This window comes from Streptomyces violascens, from assembly GCF_014649955.1.
Classification (GTDB): domain Bacteria; phylum Actinomycetota; class Actinomycetes; order Streptomycetales; family Streptomycetaceae; genus Streptomyces; species Streptomyces violascens.
Window position 1 is genome coordinate 42,306 of sequence record NZ_BMUA01000008.1, and the last position, 18,089, is coordinate 60,394.

The 18,089-nt window shown below is 69.0% G+C and carries 16 protein-coding genes and 1 pseudogene; 6 read left to right on the top strand and 11 right to left on the bottom strand.

The features are described from left to right. Window positions 1-222 precede the first annotated feature (222 nt). Window positions 223-687, top strand: a complete 465-nt coding sequence (locus IE206_RS18025; RefSeq protein ID WP_373300936.1) for an asparagine synthase-related protein — start codon at window positions 223-225, stop codon at window positions 685-687. Between the two features lie 103 nt (window positions 688-790). Here IE206_RS18025 and IE206_RS18030 read toward each other — a convergent pair whose 3' ends face one another. Next, complete coding sequence (locus IE206_RS18030) at window positions 791-1,132, bottom strand: ArsR/SmtB family transcription factor (protein WP_189963183.1); 342 nt, start codon at window positions 1,130-1,132, stop codon at window positions 791-793. A gap of 143 nt (window positions 1,133-1,275) precedes the next feature. Here IE206_RS18030 and IE206_RS18035 point away from each other — a divergent pair, with 143 nt between their 5' ends. Then, complete coding sequence (locus IE206_RS18035) at window positions 1,276-2,484, top strand: MFS transporter (protein ID WP_226599704.1); 1,209 nt, start codon at window positions 1,276-1,278, stop codon at window positions 2,482-2,484. Window positions 2,485-2,679: 195 nt separating this feature from the next. Here IE206_RS18035 and IE206_RS18040 read toward each other — a convergent pair whose 3' ends face one another. Next, window positions 2,680-3,729: a bile acid:sodium symporter family protein gene (locus tag IE206_RS18040; RefSeq protein WP_189963185.1), complete on the bottom strand. Its 1,050-nt coding sequence runs from the start codon at window positions 3,727-3,729 to the stop codon at window positions 2,680-2,682. A 151-nt stretch (window positions 3,730-3,880) separates the two neighbouring features. Here IE206_RS18040 and IE206_RS18045 point away from each other — a divergent pair, with 151 nt between their 5' ends. Next, a complete protein-coding gene (locus tag IE206_RS18045) occupies window positions 3,881-4,756 on the top strand; it encodes a LysR substrate-binding domain-containing protein (protein ID WP_189963602.1) in 876 nt (291 codons plus the stop codon). A gap of 145 nt (window positions 4,757-4,901) precedes the next feature. Here IE206_RS18045 and IE206_RS43420 read toward each other — a convergent pair. Then, window positions 4,902-5,228: pseudogene (locus IE206_RS43420) on the bottom strand (Lrp/AsnC ligand binding domain-containing protein); the annotation flags it as partial. A gap of 144 nt (window positions 5,229-5,372) precedes the next feature. Between IE206_RS43420 and IE206_RS18055 the strand changes: the two are divergent. Both IE206_RS18055 and IE206_RS18060 read left to right on the top strand, forming a co-directional pair. Continuing rightward, window positions 5,373-5,591, top strand: a complete 219-nt coding sequence (locus tag IE206_RS18055; protein WP_189963186.1) for a hypothetical protein — start codon at window positions 5,373-5,375, stop codon at window positions 5,589-5,591. A gap of 314 nt (window positions 5,592-5,905) precedes the next feature. Beyond that, complete coding sequence (locus tag IE206_RS18060) at window positions 5,906-7,705, top strand: AMP-dependent synthetase/ligase (protein WP_189963187.1); 1,800 nt, start codon at window positions 5,906-5,908, stop codon at window positions 7,703-7,705. A gap of 64 nt (window positions 7,706-7,769) precedes the next feature. Here the strand turns inward: IE206_RS18060 and IE206_RS18065 are convergent, their stop codons facing one another. Continuing rightward, complete coding sequence (locus IE206_RS18065) at window positions 7,770-7,916, bottom strand: hypothetical protein (protein WP_189963188.1); 147 nt, start codon at window positions 7,914-7,916, stop codon at window positions 7,770-7,772. 156 nt (window positions 7,917-8,072) lie between these two features. Continuing rightward, window positions 8,073-8,405 (bottom strand): hypothetical protein, encoded by a 333-nt coding sequence (locus IE206_RS18070; RefSeq protein WP_189963189.1) that lies wholly within the window; start codon window positions 8,403-8,405, stop codon window positions 8,073-8,075. A gap of 331 nt (window positions 8,406-8,736) precedes the next feature. Here IE206_RS18070 and IE206_RS18075 point away from each other — a divergent pair, with 331 nt between their 5' ends. Then, window positions 8,737-9,054, top strand: coding sequence for a VOC family protein (locus tag IE206_RS18075; RefSeq protein ID WP_189963190.1), 318 nt, complete (start codon window positions 8,737-8,739; stop codon window positions 9,052-9,054). A gap of 83 nt (window positions 9,055-9,137) precedes the next feature. Here the strand turns inward: IE206_RS18075 and IE206_RS18080 are convergent, their stop codons facing one another. From IE206_RS18080 to IE206_RS18105, 6 genes are all read right to left on the bottom strand, one after another. Further along, on the bottom strand, window positions 9,138-11,219 hold the full coding sequence (locus IE206_RS18080) for a PQQ-dependent sugar dehydrogenase (RefSeq protein ID WP_189963191.1): 2,082 nt from the start codon (window positions 11,217-11,219) through the stop codon (window positions 9,138-9,140). 11 nt (window positions 11,220-11,230) lie between these two features. Further along, window positions 11,231-12,514 carry a family 8 glycosyl hydrolase gene (locus tag IE206_RS18085; RefSeq protein WP_189963192.1) on the bottom strand — a complete coding sequence of 428 codons (1,284 nt, stop codon included), beginning with the start codon at window positions 12,512-12,514 and terminating at the stop codon, window positions 11,231-11,233. A gap of 12 nt (window positions 12,515-12,526) precedes the next feature. Continuing rightward, window positions 12,527-13,543, bottom strand: coding sequence for a chitinase (locus tag IE206_RS18090; protein ID WP_189963193.1), 1,017 nt, complete (start codon window positions 13,541-13,543; stop codon window positions 12,527-12,529). Window positions 13,544-13,799: 256 nt separating this feature from the next. Next, complete coding sequence (locus IE206_RS18095) at window positions 13,800-15,623, bottom strand: discoidin domain-containing protein (RefSeq protein WP_189963194.1); 1,824 nt, start codon at window positions 15,621-15,623, stop codon at window positions 13,800-13,802. Beyond that, entirely contained in the window at window positions 15,620-17,239 is a 1,620-nt protein-coding gene (locus tag IE206_RS18100) for a glycoside hydrolase family 28 protein (protein WP_226599706.1), read from the bottom strand. The genes IE206_RS18095 and IE206_RS18100 overlap by 4 nt, the downstream gene beginning before the upstream one ends. Before the next feature lie 58 nt (window positions 17,240-17,297). After that, window positions 17,298-18,086, bottom strand: coding sequence for a Tat pathway signal sequence domain protein (locus IE206_RS18105; protein ID WP_189963196.1), 789 nt, complete (start codon window positions 18,084-18,086; stop codon window positions 17,298-17,300). Window positions 18,087-18,089 lie beyond the last annotated feature (3 nt).

Here is an 18,089-nt window from a genome sequence, read left to right on the forward strand (position 1 = left end):
TACACGGAGTTGTGTCGATTCGTTGCGTCGTTCAGGCGCGGGTCACCCGGCCGGGGAGTTGTGCTACGCCGCCGCCGTGTCGCCCCGCGCTCGATCTCCAGGAACGTGCGGTATCCGCCCTGCAGTTTGAGGGCTTCGATCTGTGCCGAGAGGACAGCTACGCCCAGGCGGTCTCGGAGACGCCGGACCGGCGAGGACGCCGTCAACCGGCGTATGCGGCAGATGAGTTATGTCAACCTGACCCGCTTCGTGCAGACCCTGCTGGACCGCAAGGACCGGATGAGCATGGCGGTCGGTCTTGAGGTCCGCGTCCCGTTCTGCGACCACCGGCTCGTCGAGTACGTCTTCAACACTCCCTGGGAGATGAAGTCGTTCGACGGGCGGGAGAAGAGCCTGCTGCGCGCCGCTACCAAGGACCTGCTGCCGGAGTCGATCGTCCAGCGGGTGAAGAGCCCCTACCCGACGACCCAGGACCCTGCGTACGAACTCGGCCTGCGTGCCTCGCTGCACGAGGTGCTCGCCGACCCGTCGTCCCCGGTGCTCCCGCTGCTCGACAACGCGGCGACCAGGGCTCTGCTGGAGCGCCCGGTCGGGGACATGAGCGCCCAGTACGACCGCTCGGGCCTGGAGATGGCGTTGGGGCTCAACTCCTGGCTCTCCGCGTACGACATCGAACTGAGCCTCTGAGCATCTGAGCCCCTCGGCCGCTCGGGCTCGGCAGCACCCTGCTGAAGGGCACCCGCCGGCCGGCGCCCAAGGACCCCGACGCCCGCTCCCGCGCAGTCCCCCGTCAGTCGCGGGAGCGGGCGTCGGCCGATGTGTAACCGCACTTCACGGCGAAGCCGAGGAGGTGGTCCAGCAGCCCGGGGAAGCGCTCCTGCAACTCCTCCAGACGCAGGGAGTTGTAGCAGCGCGTGCCCTCGGACCGCACGCGCAGCGCGCCTGCCTCGCGAAGGACCTTGAGGTGGTGGGTCATCGTCGACTTGGCGAGGGAACCGCCGAGTTCGCCCGCGGTGCGCTCCTTGCCGTCCGCGAGCGCGACGGCGATGCCCAGACGGGTGGCGTCGCTCAATGCGAACAGGACATCTGGCAGGCAGACGTCTTCGATCTCCGGATGGAAGTAGTGGCGCACCCGTCAAGAATCGCACAGCCGCTCAGCTCGCCTCCCGTTCCGCCCCCGCCGTGCGTGGCCTGAACGCATCGCTCCACTTGCCCCTGCCGCACCCGGCATCGCAATGTATTGATGTACCAGAACTATCGAACAATGGGGAATCAGTGAAACTCGTCTACCTGCTGGGCCTCGGAGCCTTCGCGCTCGGCCTCGACGCCTACGTCACGGCCGGCCTGCTGCCGTCCATCGCGGCCGACTTCGACGCGACCGTCTCCGCCACCGGCCAGATGGTCACCGCCTTCACCCTCGCGTACGCCATCGCTTCCCCGATCTTCGCCACCCTGCTCTCCGCGTCGCGGGTACGCACCGGGCTGCTGGCCTCCCTGGCCGTGTTCGCCCTCGCCAACGCAGGCTCCGCGCTTGCCACTTCGCTGCCCGTACTGCTGATCACCCGCGCCTTCGCCGGCGTCGGCGCCGGCCTCTACCTCGCCCTCGCCGCCTCGGCAGCCGCCTCGCTCGTCGACCGGGAACGCCGCGGCCGCGCGCTCGCCGTCATCATGGGCGGGATGAGCTCCGGCACCGTCCTCGGCGTGCCCGGGGGCGTCTACATCGCCCAGCACACCAGCTGGCGCGCCACACTGTGGCTGGTCTCCGGGATCGGCCTTGTTTCCCTCCTCGGCCTGCTGCTTCGCCTCCCGCAGCTCCCCGCCACCGAGACGATCAGTCTGCGCCGGCGCGCCCAGGTGGTGACCGACCCCCGCGTCGCCTCGGTCGTCGGCGTCTCCCTGCTCGCCGCCATTGCCAGCCTCGGTCTCTACACGTACTTCGTCCCCGTCATGGCCACCGGCGCGATGGGCGGCGTGGAGAACATCACCCCGTACCTCTGGGCCTGGGGCATCGGCGGCGTGGTCGGCAGCGTCCTCATCGGCTCCCTCGTCGACAAGGTGCGCCGCCCGGCCACCCTGGTCGTCGGCATTCTGATCATCCTGACCCTCTCTCTGCTGGCCTTCCGGCTCTTCGCCTCCTTCACCCCACTGCTGGCCCTGCTGCCCATCGCGGTGTGGGGCGCGGTCGGATGGGCGCTCCAAGTCCCGCAGCAGAACGACCTGTTGACCGCGCGCGGCGAGCGGGGCGGCCCGGTTGCCGTCGCCCTCAACGAGTCCGCCCTCTACCTGGGCAGCGCCATCGGCTCGGGCCTCGGCGGCGCCGCCTTCGCCTTCGGCTGGAGCGGCTCGGTCCTCCCCCTCTGGGCAGCCGGATTCGCCGCCGCCGCACTGCTCCTCCAGCTCACCGCCGTACGCGCCGCGGCCAAGAAGTCCTCCCCCGCCACCACGTCCAATGCCGTACCCGCGGCGACGTACGCGACGGACTGAGCGTCACGGCCGGTCCCGGGGACCCACGCGGTCCCCTGGACCGGCGGGCCCTGCAACCGGTGGACCCGCTCGGGTAGCGCGGCCCGCGAAGTCGCGCGCAAGCCGACCTTTCGCACGGCGACTCGCGCGCCACGTCGCCCGGTCCTGCTCGGTGACGCCCGGCTCGGCGCGGGCCGTGAACGGGAGGGCAGTCACTCAGCCCGCGACCCGCACACCCCGCTCGCCCCCGGCCCCCTCGCGGACCGCGCCCTCTCCCGGCTCCTGTTCGGCGAGCGGGTCGCGGGCCCGGCGCTTGGCGATCACCGCGCAGACCATCAGCTGCATCTGGTGGAACAGCATCAGCGGGAGCACCGCAAGCGAGGCCTGGGGGCCGAACAGGACGCTCGCCATGGGGAGGCCGGCGGCCAGGCTCTTCTTCGAGCCGGCGAACTGGATCGCGATCCGGTCGCCCCGGCCGAAGCCGAGCCGCTTCGCCCCGTACCAGGTCAGCGCGAGCATCCCGGCAAGGAGTACGGCCTCGACGGCGAGCAGCGCGCCGAGCCTGGCCACGCTCACCTGGTGCCAGATGCCGCGGACCATGCCCTCGCTGAACGCGCTGTAGACGACCAGCAGGATCGAGCCCCGGTCGACGTACGAGAGCACCTTCTTGTTCCGGACGAGGAACCCGCCGACCCAGCGCCGCAGGAACTGCCCGGCCAGGAACGGCACCAGGAGTTGCAGGACGATCTTCAGGAGCGAGTCCGCTGAGAAGCCGCCCCCGCTGTTGCCCAGCAGGCCGGCCGCAAGCAGCGGGGTGAGCAGGATTCCGGCGATGCTGGAGAAGGAGCCCGCGCAGATCGCGGCGGGTACGTTGCCGCGGGCGATCGAGGTGAACGCGATCGACGACTGGATCGTGGAGGGCACGAGGCACAGGAAGAGCAGACCGTTGTAGAGGTCCGGTGTCAGGACGAACGGGACGAGCCCCTTCGTCGCCAGGCCGAGCAGCGGGAACGCCACGAACGTGCAGGCCAGCACGGTCACGTGGAGTCGCCAGTGGCGCAGTCCGTCCATCGCCTCGCGGGTCGAGAGGCGGGCTCCGTACAGGAAGAACAGGAGCGCGACGGCTCCGGTCGAGGCGCCGCTCGCGACGTGGGCACCCGGCCCGGAGGCCGGGAGCAGGGCCGCGAGTCCCACCGTCCCGAGCAGCGCCAGTATGTACGGGTCGACCGGCAGCCAGGACGGCAGCTTCGGGGTGCGGCGGCTCATGTGCTCCACTTACGGTGCGTTTATGTGTCCGGCGGCGTGCGGACCCGGATCGTGCCCTCTCGATGGTGCTCCTCTTCCAGCCGATCGGGAATCCCGTACACCACTCTCACTGTCATCACGTTCCGCGATGAGCGGAGCTACCGTGGGCTCCATGTACGACGCGAACCAGCTCCGGACCTTCCTCGCCGTCGCCCAGACCCTCAATTTCACGCAGGCCGCGCGGAGGCTCGGGCTGCGGCAGTCGACGGTGAGCCAGCACGTGCGCCGCCTGGAGGACGCGGCCGGGCGGCAGCTGTTCAGCCGGGACACGCACAGCGTGCGGCTGACGGAGGACGGGGAGGCGATGCTCGGCTTCGCACGGACGATCCTGGCCGCGCACGAGCGGGCCGCGAACTACTTCACCGGGACGCGGCTGCGCGGCCGGCTGCGGTTCGGCGCCTCCGAGGACTTCGTCCTGACGAGGCTCCCGGAGATCCTCCAGTCGTTCCGCCGCGACCACCCCGAGGTCGACCTGGAGCTGACCGTCGAGCTGTCCGGCACCCTGCACCGGCGCCTTGAGGGGGGCCGCCTCGACCTGGTGCTCGCCAAGCGCCGGCCCGGTGACAGCCACGGCGAGCTGGTGTGGACGGACGAGCTGTGCTGGATCGGGGCGCCCGGGCTGCGCCTCGACTCCGAGCGGCCCGTCCCGCTGATCCTTTTCCCGCCGCCCGGCATCACCCGGGCGCGGGCACTCGAAGTCCTGGAGGAACACGGGCGTTCCTGGCGCATCGCCTGTACGAGCGGCAGCCTGAGCGGCTTGATCGCGGCGGCCCGAGCCGGCCTCGGCGTGATGGCCCACACCCGCGGCCTGATCCCGCCCGGCCTCGACCCTCTTCCGGCCCGAGCGGGTCTGCCGGAGCTCGGCGTGGTGGACTTCGTGCTGCTGCACAACCGGCGAGGCTCGGCCGCCCAGGAGGCGGCGGGCGCCCTGGCCTCGGCGATCCTGGCGGGCGGCGACCGGCTGCACGCGGGGCGCCGGAAGGGCTGAGCGCCTGTGTGTGCATGCCGTCCGCACGCCGGCGGGGTTCGGGCGCGGGCTCTGTGCCCTGGCGAATCGGCGCCGGAACGCTGAGCTGTTTGATGCGGCGCAGCCTCGTCGTCGTCTCGATGTGCTGGATGCCGTCGAGGGTGCCGAGCCGGCCGCTGAGGTAGGCGTAGAGCTCGGCCGTGCCGCGGGTCAGGACCGCCGCGACCAGGTCGGACGGGCCGGCGGAGGCCGCGACGAAGGCGACCTCCGGGTGGCGGGCGATGGCTTCGCCGACGCGGTGCAGGGCGGCGGGGGCGGCCGTGGTCCACAGGGTGGTGCCGACGGGGAAGCCGATGTCCTCGGGCCGGTACTCGACGTCGAGGTACAGGGCACGCGAGGCGAGCAGTGCGGCGAGCCTGCGTTTGACCGCCGACTCCGAGCGCCCGGTGGCGAGTTGGAGCTCGGGGTAGGTGGCGCGGCCGTCCCGTTCCAGCCTGGACGAGGGGCTCGTCGTCCGGTGTGACGCGGCCGGGGACGGCGGGCCGCGGCAGCTCCGTGTGCAGGGCGGCGGCCTGCGCCTCGCTGAGCGCGCCGGACTTCATGAGCCAGCCGTCGCTGCCCCCGAAGGCCCAACCACATGGTCTCCGAGCACATGGGGTCCGACCACACGGCGCTCGATCACATGGTGCGCGTCGCCTTCGCGTCCGGCTTGAACCTGGTGGCGGTGGTCGCGGAAACGGCCGGGATCGTGGCCGGCGTGCTGGTACTCGCGCTCGTACGCGCTCGGCGTGAGCCGCCCGCCGAAGACAGCCGGGACCTGGGGCGGGAGCACATGCCGGTGGCAGAAACCGTGTAGGCGCGGCACGCGTCGCCGGAGTGCGGTCCGGACCCGAACCCCGCACAGCCGTGGGCTGAGGGTGACCGGAGCGTACAGATTCCGTGGAGATTGCCTTCCGTAGAACCCGCCTTTGAGTCAGCAATGCGCCCGAGCGGTCCCCATGTGGGCCCGCTTCGGGCGCTGACCTGTGAAGACACCGTCCGTCTCGACTTGCAGGAGACCTCTGTCACCGAAACTCCCCGTGAGGTACGGTCACCGCGCTGTGCGGAGCGCCACCGGGGGTGGCCACCCCGGAGGGAGGCAGGTCATTGCGCGAGTTCACGGTCCCACCCATGGCGACGGCGCCTCAGGTCGGCGGGCTGGCGGACGCGGTCTTCGATCATGCCCTGGACGACCCCCACCGCGTATCCCTCTGCCGCAAGGACGACTCCGGCAAGTGGGAGGACGTGACCGCCTCCGCGTTCCGGGACCAAGTGTTCGCGCTGGCCAAGGGATTGATCGCGGACGGGGTGCGGTTCGGGGACCGGGTCGCCATCATGGCGCGCACCCGCTACGAGTGGACGCTGTTCGACTTCGCTCTGTGGACGATCGGGGCCCAGCCGGTGCCGATCTACCCGACGTCCTCCGCCGAGCAGGTCTTCTGGATGCTGCACGACTCCGAGGCCACCGCGTGTGTGGTGGAGCACGAGGACCATTCGATGACGATCGGCTCGGTCGTCGACCGCCTCCCCCACCTCAAACGCCTGTGGCAGCTGGACACCGGGGCGCTGGAAGAACTGCTCAGAATCGGTGGATCCATCGACGACGAGGTGGTCCATCGGCACCGGCGGGCCGTGACACCGGACTCGGTGGCGACCGTCATCTACACCTCGGGCACCACAGGACGCCCCAAAGGGTGTGTGATCACCCACGCCAACTTCATGTTCGAGACGGACATGCTGATCTCCCGCTGGGAGCCGGTGTTCCACTCCCGCCCCGGCGACGAGGCGTCCACGCTGCTGTTCCTGCCACTGGCCCATGTCTTCGGCCGCATGGTGGAGGTCGCCGCGATCCGGGGCCGGGTGAAGCTGGGCCACCAGCCCGCCCTCTCCGCGTCCGCGCTACTGCCCGACCTGCAGTCCTTCCGGCCCACCTTCATCCTCGCGGTCCCGTACATCTTCGAGAAGGTCTTCAACGCGGCCCGCCGCAGGGCCGAGGCGGACGGGAAGACGGGGCCGTTCGACAAGTCCGTCGACATCGCGGTCAAGTATGCGGAGGCCCTGGAACAGAAGGCCTTCGGCCTCGGGCCCGGCCCCTCGGCGGCGCTGCGGATGCAGCACCAGTTCTTCGAGAAAACGGTGTACGGCAAGGTCCGGGACGCGATGGGCGGGCGGGTGCGGCACGCCATGTCGGGCGGCTCCAGTATGGGCCGCCGGCTCGGCCTGTTCTTCGAGGGCGCGGGCGTCACGATCTTCGAGGGCTACGGCCTGACCGAGTCGACCGCCGCCGCGACCGCCAATCCCCCCGAGCGCACGCGGTACGGCACGGTCGGCCAGCCCATCCCCGGCACCACCGTGCACATCGCCGACGACGGAGAGGTGTGGATCCACGGCGGGCAGGTGTTCTCCGGCTACCTCAACGAGCCGAAGGCCACCGAGGCCGTGCTCCGCGAGGGCTGGCTGGCCACCGGGGACATCGGGGCGCTCGACGAGGACGGCTACCTCACCATCACCGGGCGCAAGAAGGAGATCCTGGTGACCTCGGGCGGCAAGAGTGTGTCGCCGGTCGCCCTGGAGGAACGGGTGCGAGCCCATCCCCTGGTCGCCCAGTGCATCGTGGTCGGCAACGACCGCCCGTACATCGCGGCCCTCGTCACCCTCGACCAGGAGGGCGTGGACCACTGGCTCGCCATGCGCGGCAAGCCCCCGCTCACCCCCTCCGAGCTCGTACGCGACCCGGATCTGGAGACCGAGGTACGCCGCGCGGTGGTCGCCGCCAACACCCTGGTGTCCCAGGCGGAGTCGATCCGCACGTTTCGGATACTGGCCCACCAGTTCACGGAGGAACACGGCCTCCTCACACCGTCCCTGAAGCTGAAGCGCCGGGCGATCGAGAACGCGTACGAGGTCGAGGTGGACGCGCTGTACGGGTGAGGGGGCGCCCGACCGGGAGTGAAGCCGGGCGCACTCGGCGCGGCAACAAGCCGATGTTTCGGCGCTACAAAATACCGATGTTGGTGAGCGGGATGTTCCAGTCGTTGCTCTCGGCATGGCGGCCCGGGTCGTCCTGAGCCGCGGCCGGCAGCGCGAACAGCATCAGTCCGGCGACAACAACGGCCAAGACGGCGGCGACACGACGCTTCACATTTACTCCTCGACGAGGACGGTAGCGCCCCACGCTGCTCCGAGCCGGGGCATGAGCACCGCATGCCCCGGCGCAGACGCGCGACGGGGCATGCAGCAACTGCCGAAAACCGGCATACATACAGAGAGTCGCCCTTGGGGCGTAGTGCGGTTGGGTCTACTGCATGCCGCCGTACGTGGCCACGGCGTTGGCCTGCGAGCTGGCCACAGCAGTGCCGCCTCCATAGGCCACGGCGTTGGCCTGCGAGCTGGCCACAGCGACGGCCCGCGGATAGACCGGGGCGGGAGCCGGGCCGGGTGGAGGTGCGTCATAGCCGGGGGCGGGCGCGTCGTAGCCGGGGGCGGGGGCGTCGTATCCGGGGGCGGGGGCGTCATAGCCGGGGGCGGGGGCGGGGGTGTCGTAGCCATCGGCGAAGCTGACTCCGACACCGAGGGCGGACAGCCCCGTAACCGCTGCGACTAGGACGGCAGCGCGCTGAAACTTGCGCATGGTTTGGCCCTTTCCTACCTGGGCGCGAAGCCCTGGGTTGATTGCTCAGCGTGAAGATATATATAAAAATCGCGGCAATCTGGGACCTTTGCCCTGCCATGTGTCGTGTCGGCTCACGGCGAGACAGCTCTCGACCTCTGTCCTGTGCAGGAAGCGGACGTTCGCTCAACATGGGCCGGGGTATATGGAGTTGGTCCGTCCGGGGCGGGACGAGGAGATTTCCCCTTCCCTGTCACACCCATCCGCCCGGCCGTGTCACGGCGGTGAGACGCAGAGACCGATACGGGCACCGACCCACCTGGCGGGTCCGCCGAGTGAGGGGAACGGCACCATGCCGACCAACGTCATGTACGTGACCGTCTACGTCACCGACCGGGACCGCGCCCTCGACTTCCACAGGGAGAAGCTCGGCCCGGAGAAGCGGCTCGACTTCCCGGGGCCGGGCGGACGCTTCCTCACCGTGGGTGCTCCCGGGGATGGGTTCGAGTTCATCCTGTGGTCGCACCCTGCGTCCGCGGGTCGGCCCGTCGAACCGGGCGCCACGCCCGGGCCGGTCATCCTGGAATCGGACGCCCTGCGCGCCGACTTCAAGGCGCTCCCAGAGCACGCGCCCCGCTTACGGAACAGCGCCGCTGGTGTGCCGGGGTGACACACCCCCGCACACCAGCGGGACCAGCTGGGTTTTCGGTCAACCCCCCTTAATTGCAGGGCTACTTGACCAGAATTGCCGGGCTACTTGATCAGCACCTTGAAGATCTTGTCCGAGCCGGCTCCCCCCGACCCGTTGTTGTCACCATTCGTGGTCGAGAGCCAGAACGCGTCCTCTCCCGGCACCTTGGTGACCGTACGCAGCCGGCCGTACGAGCCCACGTAGTACGCCGTCGGTGTACCCACGTTCTCCGTGTCACCCGTGATCGGGATGCGCCAGAGACGCTCGCCCTTGAGGGCAGCCATGTAGACGACGTTGCGGACGATGGCGATGCCGCTGGGCGAGGCCTGGCCGGTGGGCCAGCTGGCCTTCGGGTTGGTCATTCCGGCCGTGCTGCATGAGCCCTCACACGTCGGCCACCCGTAGTTGGCACCCGGCTTGATGAGGTTCAGCTCGTCCTTCTTGCTGTCGCCGAACTCGGCTTCCCACAAACGGCCGTTGCGGTCGAACGCGAGGCCCTGCGGGTTGCGGTGCCCGTAGCTGTAGACGTAGTTGTTGAACGGGTTGCCCGGGGCCGGCTTGCCGTCCGTGGTCATGCGCAGGATCTTGCCGTTGAGGGAGTTCTTGTCCTGGGCGAGGCTGGGCGTCTGGGCCTCGCCGGTCGAGGCGTACAGGTAGCCGTCGGGACCGAAGGCGAGGCGTCCGCCGTTGTGGTACCGGTTCTTCTTGATCCCCTGGAGCAGCACGGTGTAGTTGTCGAGAGCGCTCCCGTTGTACGTCATGCGCACGACGCGGTTGCCTTCCGCCGCGGTGTGCATGAAGTACACATAGTGGTTGGTGGCCCACTTGGGGTCGACGGCGACGCCGAGCAGACCGCCCTCACCGTCGGTGGTGACCGCGTTGGGAACGCTTCCCACCTGCGTCCTGGTCCCGTTCGGTGTCACCTTGTACACCTTGAAGCTGTCCCGCTCGGTGACCAGCGCACTGGAGCTGTCCGGCATCCAGTAAGTACCCCATGGAATGGTCCAGTTGCTGGAGAGCGTGGTGATGGAGGACGGGACTCCGCCGTCGGTCCGGCAGGTGGCCGTGGTGAAGGACACCGCGTTGCCGGGTGGTGACACATTGCCGCCCGCATCCTTGGCGACCACGGTCAGCGAGTACGGGCTGTCGCAGGCGAGGCCGGTCAGGGTGGTGCTGGTGCCGGGCGGGTTGCCGGTGACCGCCTTGTAGACGTTGTCACTGCTGCGCACCTCGTAGGAGGTGACACCCTTGTCGTCCGTGGAGGCGCCCCACTTCAGGTCCACGCTGTTGGCCGTGACGTTGGACGCGGTGAGGGTGCCGGGCTTGGTGGGCGGGGTGGTGTCGGTGCTGGGCAAGGTGGTGCAGTCGACCGCGGGGCTGGCCTGCGAGACGTTGCCGGCCGCGTCGCGGGCGAGCACCGTCAGGTTGTAGGTGGTGTGGGGGGTGAGCCCGGTGAGGTGGTCGGATGTGAGGCTCCCGTCCACCTCGTTGATCTTGTTGCCGTGCTCGTAGACGTCGTACTTCGCGACCCCCACATTGTCGGTAGAGGCGCCCCAGCTCAGCGTGAGAGCGCTCTCGGTGACTGCCGAACAGGTGGGTGCACCGGGCGGGGTGGGGGCCTGGGTGTCGCCGCCCGATGCCCCGTCGAAGTCGATGTAGTCGATGTTGGCGAGGCCGTCGGCGGTGGTCGAGGCGAGGCGGATCCTGTTGCTGCCCGCCTTGACCGCCACCGTCAGGGTGGAGTCGGCCCATGTGTCCCAGTTCGCAGTGGCGTCGAAGGCGCGGGCGGCGGATACGACCGTGCCGTTGACCGACACGTCGGCGGGACGGTTGGCCCCCGTGCCGTTCGCGTAGCGGATGGCGATGGCGGCGTTGCCCGCGGCGGCGGCGTTGACGGTGACCTCGACATAGGCGCCGACCGCATTGTTGGAGTTGACGAATCCGCTGCCGGAGTAGTTCTTGTGGTTGGTGTCGACGGTGCTGCCGGTCGAGCGGGTGCCGTTCTCCGCCTCGTAGCGGGTGGGCGCGGCGGAGGCCGGCTGCGGCGCCGCCTGCACCAGGCCCGCGCACAGCAGCAGCACGGCGGCCGCGGCCACCTTCCGGGCCCGGCCTCTCGCAGGACGTGGGGGTGTTGCGAGACGCATATGATCCTCCGTCAGGAACCTTGTGGCACCCAGTAGTCACCGGCCGCCACGATCATGGACTGGAGCTGCACGCTGGCGCCGTAGTAGAGCTTCGGATCCACCGGAGAGGCGGCCAGCTTGCTCCAGAGCGCGTCGAGCCAGGCCTGGGAGCCGGGGTCGGTGAGCGCGGCGACGGCGAAGGGCGCGGTGAAGGCCATGTCCTTGCCGCTGTCGAACGTCGAACCGTTGAGGTGGTAGCCGGTGACGATCTTGCCGGGGTCGCCGCCGGTCTTGCTCTTGATCCAGCCGTTGAGCTTGCGCGCCGAAGCGAGCGAGGCGGCATCCCCACTGGTCACCGCGTCCGCGCCGATTCGCCACGCGTCGCGGCAGGCGTTCCATCCGTAGTCGCCGTCGTGGGCGGATTCGAGCACCTTGCCCGGGGCGGGCTTGGGCGTGCTGTTGGTGTTGACGACGAAGTCGGCCAGCAGGCCGGTATTCGAGGCGTACTTGGACTGCTGAGAGGTGATCAGCTTCTGATGCGCGACGCGCACGGTGTCCCATGTCCCGTCGCCCGTCGCCGACTTGAAGGCCCGGAAGTGATCGGCCATCCAGTCCGAGGAGCGCGAGATCCAGTAGTGGGACTCGCCGGAGGTCGACCAGTCACCGAGCAGCATCAGGTGCGTGGTGGGATTCACCTCGCTCTTCTTGATGGCATTGATGTGCTTGACGGCGAGGCTCTTGTAGTCGTACGTCCCCGAGCTGCCCCACTGCCTGTCGGCGAGCAGCAGCCCGTAGGCGACGTCGAGGTCGCCGTCGGTCGCCGAGTCGGAGCCGTCGACACTCTTGCAGGACTTGTCCTGCTCGGCGGCGAGCAGCCCGGAGTTGTTCGACGAGGGGTGGGCGAGGACGTACTTGACCATGCCGTCGAAGATCTTCTTGGCATCGTTGTCGGCGCCCGCCATCAGCGCGGTGACCACCATGCCGTATCCCTGGCCCTCCCCCACATAGGGGTGGTCGGCGTCCGGCGAGAGCGTCTCGTACCAGCCGTTGCCGCAGTTCTGCTTCACGAACGCGGCCTTCCACGCCTCGTACGTGTCGATCACTTGCCGGTCGATCGCCGCCTGACTGCCGGACGGCTTCAATACCCCGTCCGCGTAAGGGATTTGATGGCTTCCGAAGGGGATGGCGGGACCGCTCGGTGCGGCGGTGGCATACGACGCCGCCGTCGCATACGGTGCGGCCGTCAGGGCGCCCGCGATGAGGCCCGCCGTCGCGGCAAGGGCCGAGAGCGCTCTCCTGCGCTGCTGATGCGTCATGTCGGCCCGCCCTCAGCCCGCGTACTGGGAGACGATTTTCGTGAAGGCGTACGGGGACTGACCGACCCCGCTGCACGAGTCGCCGGCGCTCCCGCCCCCGGAGCACAGCCGGTCGCGGTTGACCGCCCAGAACGTGAAGCGTGCCATGTGGTGCTGCTTGGCATAGCCGAGCATGGTCTGGAAGTCGCCGGTGGTGACGGTCTCGTCGGACTCGTCGGTCTTGCCGTTCATGGAGGACACACCGATGTGCCGGTAGGCGGCGTCGTCGCTGTAGCCGTAGGCGCTCTTCACCGCGGCCTTCAGGCCTTCGAGAGCGCTCACCGTGGCCGAGCCCATCGACCCGCTGTGGCTGCCGAAGTCGAACGGCATGATCGTCCAGCCGTCGTTGGCGAGCCCGGCGGCCGCCCCCTTCTTGATCAGGTCCTTGCCGTTGGAGTCGGGCCCGCTCGGCGTCGCCCCCATGGTCACGTAGGTGACGATGCCGGGGTTGTTGGTCTTGACGATCTTCAGCGCACTCACCACCCGCTGCCGCACGGTGGCGTTCGAGAACTCGGTGTCCTCGATGTCGATGTCGAGCGCCTTCAGGTGGTACGCGTTGATCACCTTCTGGTACGCGCCCGCGAGCGCCGAGGCGCTGGAGCACTTCTCGCCGAGCTTGTTGCCGCTCCAGCCGCCGACGGACACGACCACGTCGCCGCCCGCGCCGCGGATGGACTTGATCGCGCTCTCGTCGGAGCCGCCGGTCAGCGCGCGCGAACCGTCCCACTTCGGGTTGCAGCCGCCGTCGGACAGGATGAAGGCGAGCGTGAACCACTTGACGCCGGTCGCCGCCATGACATCGGTGGGCTTCTGCGGATTGCCCCAGCCGAGGTATTCGTACGGGGCGACCGCCATGGCGCCGGACGCGGCGGCCGCCTGCGGGGCATCGGCCGCACCGGCCTGGGGGACGGCGGCGATCAGGGGCAGGAGCAGACAGCCTACGCCTGCGAGGGCCGCGGTGAGGCGGCGCGGGGGTACGACAGTGTGCACGGGGGGGTTCCTTCCGTGGGGCTTACGGAGGCCTGCGGGATTGGTTGCCGGGGATTGCTCGAGGGGGTGCCGGGTGCGCGCGGGGCTACGGGGAACTTCGGGGTTGCGGAGCCGCTCAGGACCCCACAGCCGCCGCGTTAGGAAAGCTTCCTAACCATCACTGCATCGCAGCGCCTGGAGCGCTTGGTGTCAATGACTCGCGCGGGACCAAATCGCTTTACCTGTACACGAGTTGGGCCTTGGGGGGCAGGCGCTCTCAGCTCCGGTGCGGGCCAGGGGCGCGGGCCGGCCCGGGCGACGCGTAGGCGCTCCCGAGCCATGCCTCGTCGATCCGCAGCCGCTTGTAGCGGGCGGTGTCCGTCGAGGCCGCGTACGTGCTCGTCACCTCCAGGCGGACGTGTCCGGTGGAGACGGCCGGGATGTCGATGAAGGCGACTCCCCGCGCGCTCGGCAGGGTGCCGGACTTCACCGGGCTCCCCCAGTTCTTGCCGTCCGCGCTGACGTACACCTTGTAGCCCTTGATCCGCGCCGACTGCTCGGTGTCGGAGCGCGCGTAACTCACCGAGTCCTCACGCTGGTTGATGCCGAGAAAGCGAACGGTCTTCGCCGCATCCAGGTTGAAGTCGAGCCGCACCGGGAGGGTCTTGCCGCTGTCCCAGTACGTGAGGTAATCGCCGTCCGCGGCAGCCGCCGCGCCATGCCCGCTCGCCGAAGCCGAAGCGCTCATGGTGTAGTCGGCCGGGGCGATGATCCCGGTGCGCCCCTTCGTGGTCACCTTCAGGACGGTGTCGTAGGGATCCCATCCGGACAGGCCCGTGAGGCTGAGCGTGCCGCCGGACTGGGTGTACGAAATCTCCGCGCCCGTACGGAGGTTGGTCACCCCGGTCACCTGGTAGCCGTTGTCGCGCAGTTTGAGGGTGGAGGTACTGGGCGGGGTGATGACGTGGATGTACTGGAGGTTCGGGTCGGTCCTGCTGATGGTGGTGACACCCTGCGCGCCGTCGTTCCAGAACCCGGGCTTGAGGCCGCCGTACAGGTAGCCGCCGCCTTCGACGCCGTGCAGGGACTCCCAGATGGGCGCGAGGTAGCCGTCGGCGAAGTCGTTGAACGAGGCCTGGTTCGACGGGAACTTGCCGTTCACCTGGGCCGTTTCCGCCATGAGGGCCTTCACCGACGAGCCGGCGTTGGTGATCAGCCGTCCCAGGGTGAGCTTCTTGTCCACGGCAGGGTTGGAGCCGTCGTACCACCAGGCTCCGGTGGAGGGCAGCTTGAAGTCGGCCTCGGTCAGGCGGGGCTGCGCGGTGTAGAGCGCCTGCGGGTAGTCGTACGACGGCGTCATGCCCGTCTTCTGCTCGTTGCTGATCATGTCCATGATCGGCGTGTCTTCGTTGTTGTTGCTGAGCGTGTAGTTGGGGCGTTTCTGGTAGATCTGCTGGTAGAGGTTGTGGCTGAGCCAGTAGTCGTTGTCGTTGTCGATCCAGAAGCCGCCGAGGTCCGGATAGCGGTTCATGACCTCGAAGAAGTTGTCGTAACTGAACTGCCCGAAGCCGTCCCGGGTGGTCAGGTCGACCTTGCTGCCCTTGTAGGTCGAATAGCCGGCCGAGTCGAGCCACTCATGGCCTCCGTCGGCGTGCCACTGCGGGTCGTCCGTCATGTACAGGATGGTCTTGAGGCCCTTGGCCTTGGCGGCCGCGATCAGCTCGCCGAGGAAGTCGCGCTGGGTGGAGCAGCTGCCGGGGATCTTGGAGGGCCACGGGCGGGCGTAGCCGAGGCGGCTGTGGAAGGTGGCGAGGACGAGGTACTGGGCGTGCAGTTTCCGCGCCTCGTTCACCCAGTAGTCGGGGGTCCAGCCGCCGCCCGTGACGTCGGACTCCCAGGCGGAGCAGCTGGTGTGGGCGGGGGCGGTGCGCTCGCCCCAGTGCAGGAAGAGCCCGGAGGTGGAGGCGCGCAGGAAGTCCTGGCGCGGGTTCTGCAGATCGGCGCGGGCCGGGGCCTGCAGCGACAGTGCGCCGAGCATCAGGGCCACCACGAGCAGAAGTCTTGTGGCCAGTGGGCCGCGCCTGGCCGGGAGCGCTCTCATGCCGGTCCCTCCGGGTGGTCGAGGTGGGCCGCGTGATGCGCGGCGCGAGCTGCTCCGTCGGCGGCTTCCCGCGCACCGCAGGACTGGGTGGAGCCGGTGCCGCTGATGCGCGGGGCGCCGCCGGTGGTGTTCTTGCTGTCGGCGACGCAGTAGCCGCCGGTCACGTTCTGGAAGCCCAGGTCGTACGGGCTCTTGTCGCCGCGCTGGACGGTGAAGCGGGTGAACGTGACCGGGCCGCCGCCGTTGGCGATGACCGCGGGCCGCCCGTCGTCGGCACCGAACCGCACCGAACTGTCGGTGAAGGTGACGTGGTCGGCGTTGTGCAGGTACCAGCCGTAGGCGGGCCGGGTGCCTATGGAGTTCGGGTTGTAGTCCGTCGCGTTGTTGCTGGGCAGGGCGGTGGACATGGCGCCGGTGCCGCCCGGCAGGGTGAGGTGGACATGGGCGAACGTCACACCGTCGATGTGGTGCGTGCCGGACTCGCCCCACAGGGTCGGCGAGAAGGACGGGCTGTTGCCGGTTGCCGTGATGTCGTCGTACGTGATGCCGGAGAGGCGGCCCACACCCGGACTGTTGCCGCAGCGTTTCCTGGTCCCGGTCTTCAGCATGATCGGCGAGTGCACGTCGGTCATGGTGATGTCGCGGTAGTGGACGTCACTGATGTCGGCGCCGTCCATCGAGACCATGCCGAGCCCGGACTTGCCGGCGCCGTTGATCGTGATGCCCTGGAACTGGTAGTCGGTGAAGTCGCCGCAGGTCTCCGACCCGAACATCAGGGCATTGCAGCACTTCGCCGACAACTTGCTGTCGTGAACGGTCACATGACCATTCATCAGCTTGGCACCGAGTGCGTAGTCGCTCTTGAAGACGAGGGCGTCGTCGTTGGCCGCGATGGTGGCGTTGGTGACGGTGACGTGTGTCGTGCTGATGATGTTCCAGCCGTCGCGGTCGCTCGCCGTGTCGATGGTGAGGTGGTCCGAGGTCACGTGTGTGCAGCCGTTGATGAGTGCGGCGAAGTGGCCGCCTCGGCGCAGGGTGATTCCGCCGCCCAGGGTGAGCCCGTCGCAGCGGGTCAGCGACAGGATCTTGTCGGCCTGGCCGGGCTTGGGGTTGCCGGTGATGAGGTTGCCGCCGCCGTCGATGACACCGGCCCCGGTGAAGCCGATGTTGGTCAGCCGGTCACCGTAGATCATCGCGTTGTGGAAGTGACTGTGCCCGTCGTCCTGGTACTGGTCGTACGGGTTGGGCTCGGGTGCTTCGTACTTACCGGCGTTCGAGCCCTTCAGGGTGGCTCCGGAGTCGAGTTCCAGCGTGACGTTGGACCTCATGCGGAGAGTGTTCTGCGACTTGTAGGTGCCCAAGGGGAACCGCACGGTCCCGCCGCCCGCGGCGTTGGCCGCGCTGATGGCCTTGTCCACGGCGGGGCTGTCATTGGCGGAGCCGTCTCCCTTGGCGCCGTAGTCCTTGACGTTGAACTCGGGTGCGGTGTGCCTCAGTTGGGCCCCATGCGCTGGGAGCGTCACGGACGGTGCGGCGAGTGCGGAGGCCGGTAGGGCCAGGGCTGTCGCGGTGGCGGGTTGCACCAGTGCCAGTAATCCGGCAAAGATCAGCCCCACGAGTGTGGGCCTTCTTTTCGTGTATGGGCGCATGCAGGTGTCTCCCCCTGATGGATGGTCAGACGAGCTGGTAGCCGCGCAGGTTGGTCAGCAGCAGATATGTGTTCTGCAGGGACCCGGAGGTGTCGCCCAGGGAGCGGTAGATGCCCCACTTCGGGCGGACCCGGTCGGCGAGGAAGGTGTCGACGCCGGTCGCCGACTTGTCGATGACGGTGGTGCCGCCGCTCTTGAGGATCCAGCGCACCGAGCCCGCGGTCTTGTCGCCGACCTTGATCTGGAAGTCGACGTCGGTCCACTTGTCGTGGAGTGGATCGAGGCCGGTGCGGCCTATGAGGGTTCCGCTGATGGGGAGTTGGAGCTCGATGGTCTGCACCCCGTTCACGCGGCGCAGCGACTGCACGACGATCGGCGAGGTTCCGTTGCCGGGCTGCTTCATCTGCATGATGTGGGTGAAGGAGGTGGTGGCCTTCAGCGAGCTCGGGATGAACATGGAGTACGTGAGTCTCCAGGTCTGGCCGGGCAGCCACTTCAGGTACGAGTCGCCGTTGCGGAGCCCGGTGACCTCCTGACGCTGCCGGTCGGTCATGGTGTCACGGTCGACCGTGTGCATGGTGAAGCGGAAGTTGTCGCCCTCGGGGAGGATGTGGGGGTGACCGGCGGGGTGTGAGTCCGCCCGGTCGTCCTCGACCGTCTCGAAGGCCTTGAGCCCGCCGGTGGAGGCCGACGGCGCCCACTTCTGCTGCCATTTCTGCTGCTGGGATGCGGCATGTGCGCCGGCCCCGGGCAGTCCGGCGGCCGCCGCGCCACTCAGCGCGGCCGTGAGCAAGGTCCTGCGGGTGGGAGTCATCGG

What these genes read in the sequence shown, in the direction of transcription:
- IE206_RS18070 (WP_189963189.1), bottom strand. Translation starts at nt 8,405, where the DNA reads ATGCGCAAGTTTCAGCGCGCTGCCGTCCTAGTCGCAGCGGTTACGGGG.
- IE206_RS18085 (WP_189963192.1), bottom strand. Translation starts at nt 12,514, where the DNA reads ATGACGCATCAGCAGCGCAGGAGAGCGCTCTCGGCCCTTGCCGCGACG.
- IE206_RS18040 (WP_189963185.1), bottom strand. Translation starts at nt 3,729, where the DNA reads ATGAGCCGCCGCACCCCGAAGCTGCCGTCCTGGCTGCCGGTCGACCCG.
- IE206_RS18105 (WP_189963196.1), bottom strand. Translation starts at nt 18,086, where the DNA reads ATGACTCCCACCCGCAGGACCTTGCTCACGGCCGCGCTGAGTGGCGCG.
- IE206_RS18080 (WP_189963191.1), bottom strand. Translation starts at nt 11,219, where the DNA reads ATGCGTCTCGCAACACCCCCACGTCCTGCGAGAGGCCGGGCCCGGAAG.
- IE206_RS18075 (WP_189963190.1), top strand. Translation starts at nt 8,737, where the DNA reads ATGCCGACCAACGTCATGTACGTGACCGTCTACGTCACCGACCGGGAC.
- IE206_RS18095 (WP_189963194.1), bottom strand. Translation starts at nt 15,623, where the DNA reads ATGAGAGCGCTCCCGGCCAGGCGCGGCCCACTGGCCACAAGACTTCTG.
- IE206_RS18025 (WP_373300936.1), top strand. Translation starts at nt 223, where the DNA reads ATGAGTTATGTCAACCTGACCCGCTTCGTGCAGACCCTGCTGGACCGC.
- IE206_RS18055 (WP_189963186.1), top strand. Translation starts at nt 5,373, where the DNA reads ATGGTCTCCGAGCACATGGGGTCCGACCACACGGCGCTCGATCACATG.
- IE206_RS18045 (WP_189963602.1), top strand. Translation starts at nt 3,881, where the DNA reads ATGTACGACGCGAACCAGCTCCGGACCTTCCTCGCCGTCGCCCAGACC.
- IE206_RS18060 (WP_189963187.1), top strand. Translation starts at nt 5,906, where the DNA reads ATGGCGACGGCGCCTCAGGTCGGCGGGCTGGCGGACGCGGTCTTCGAT.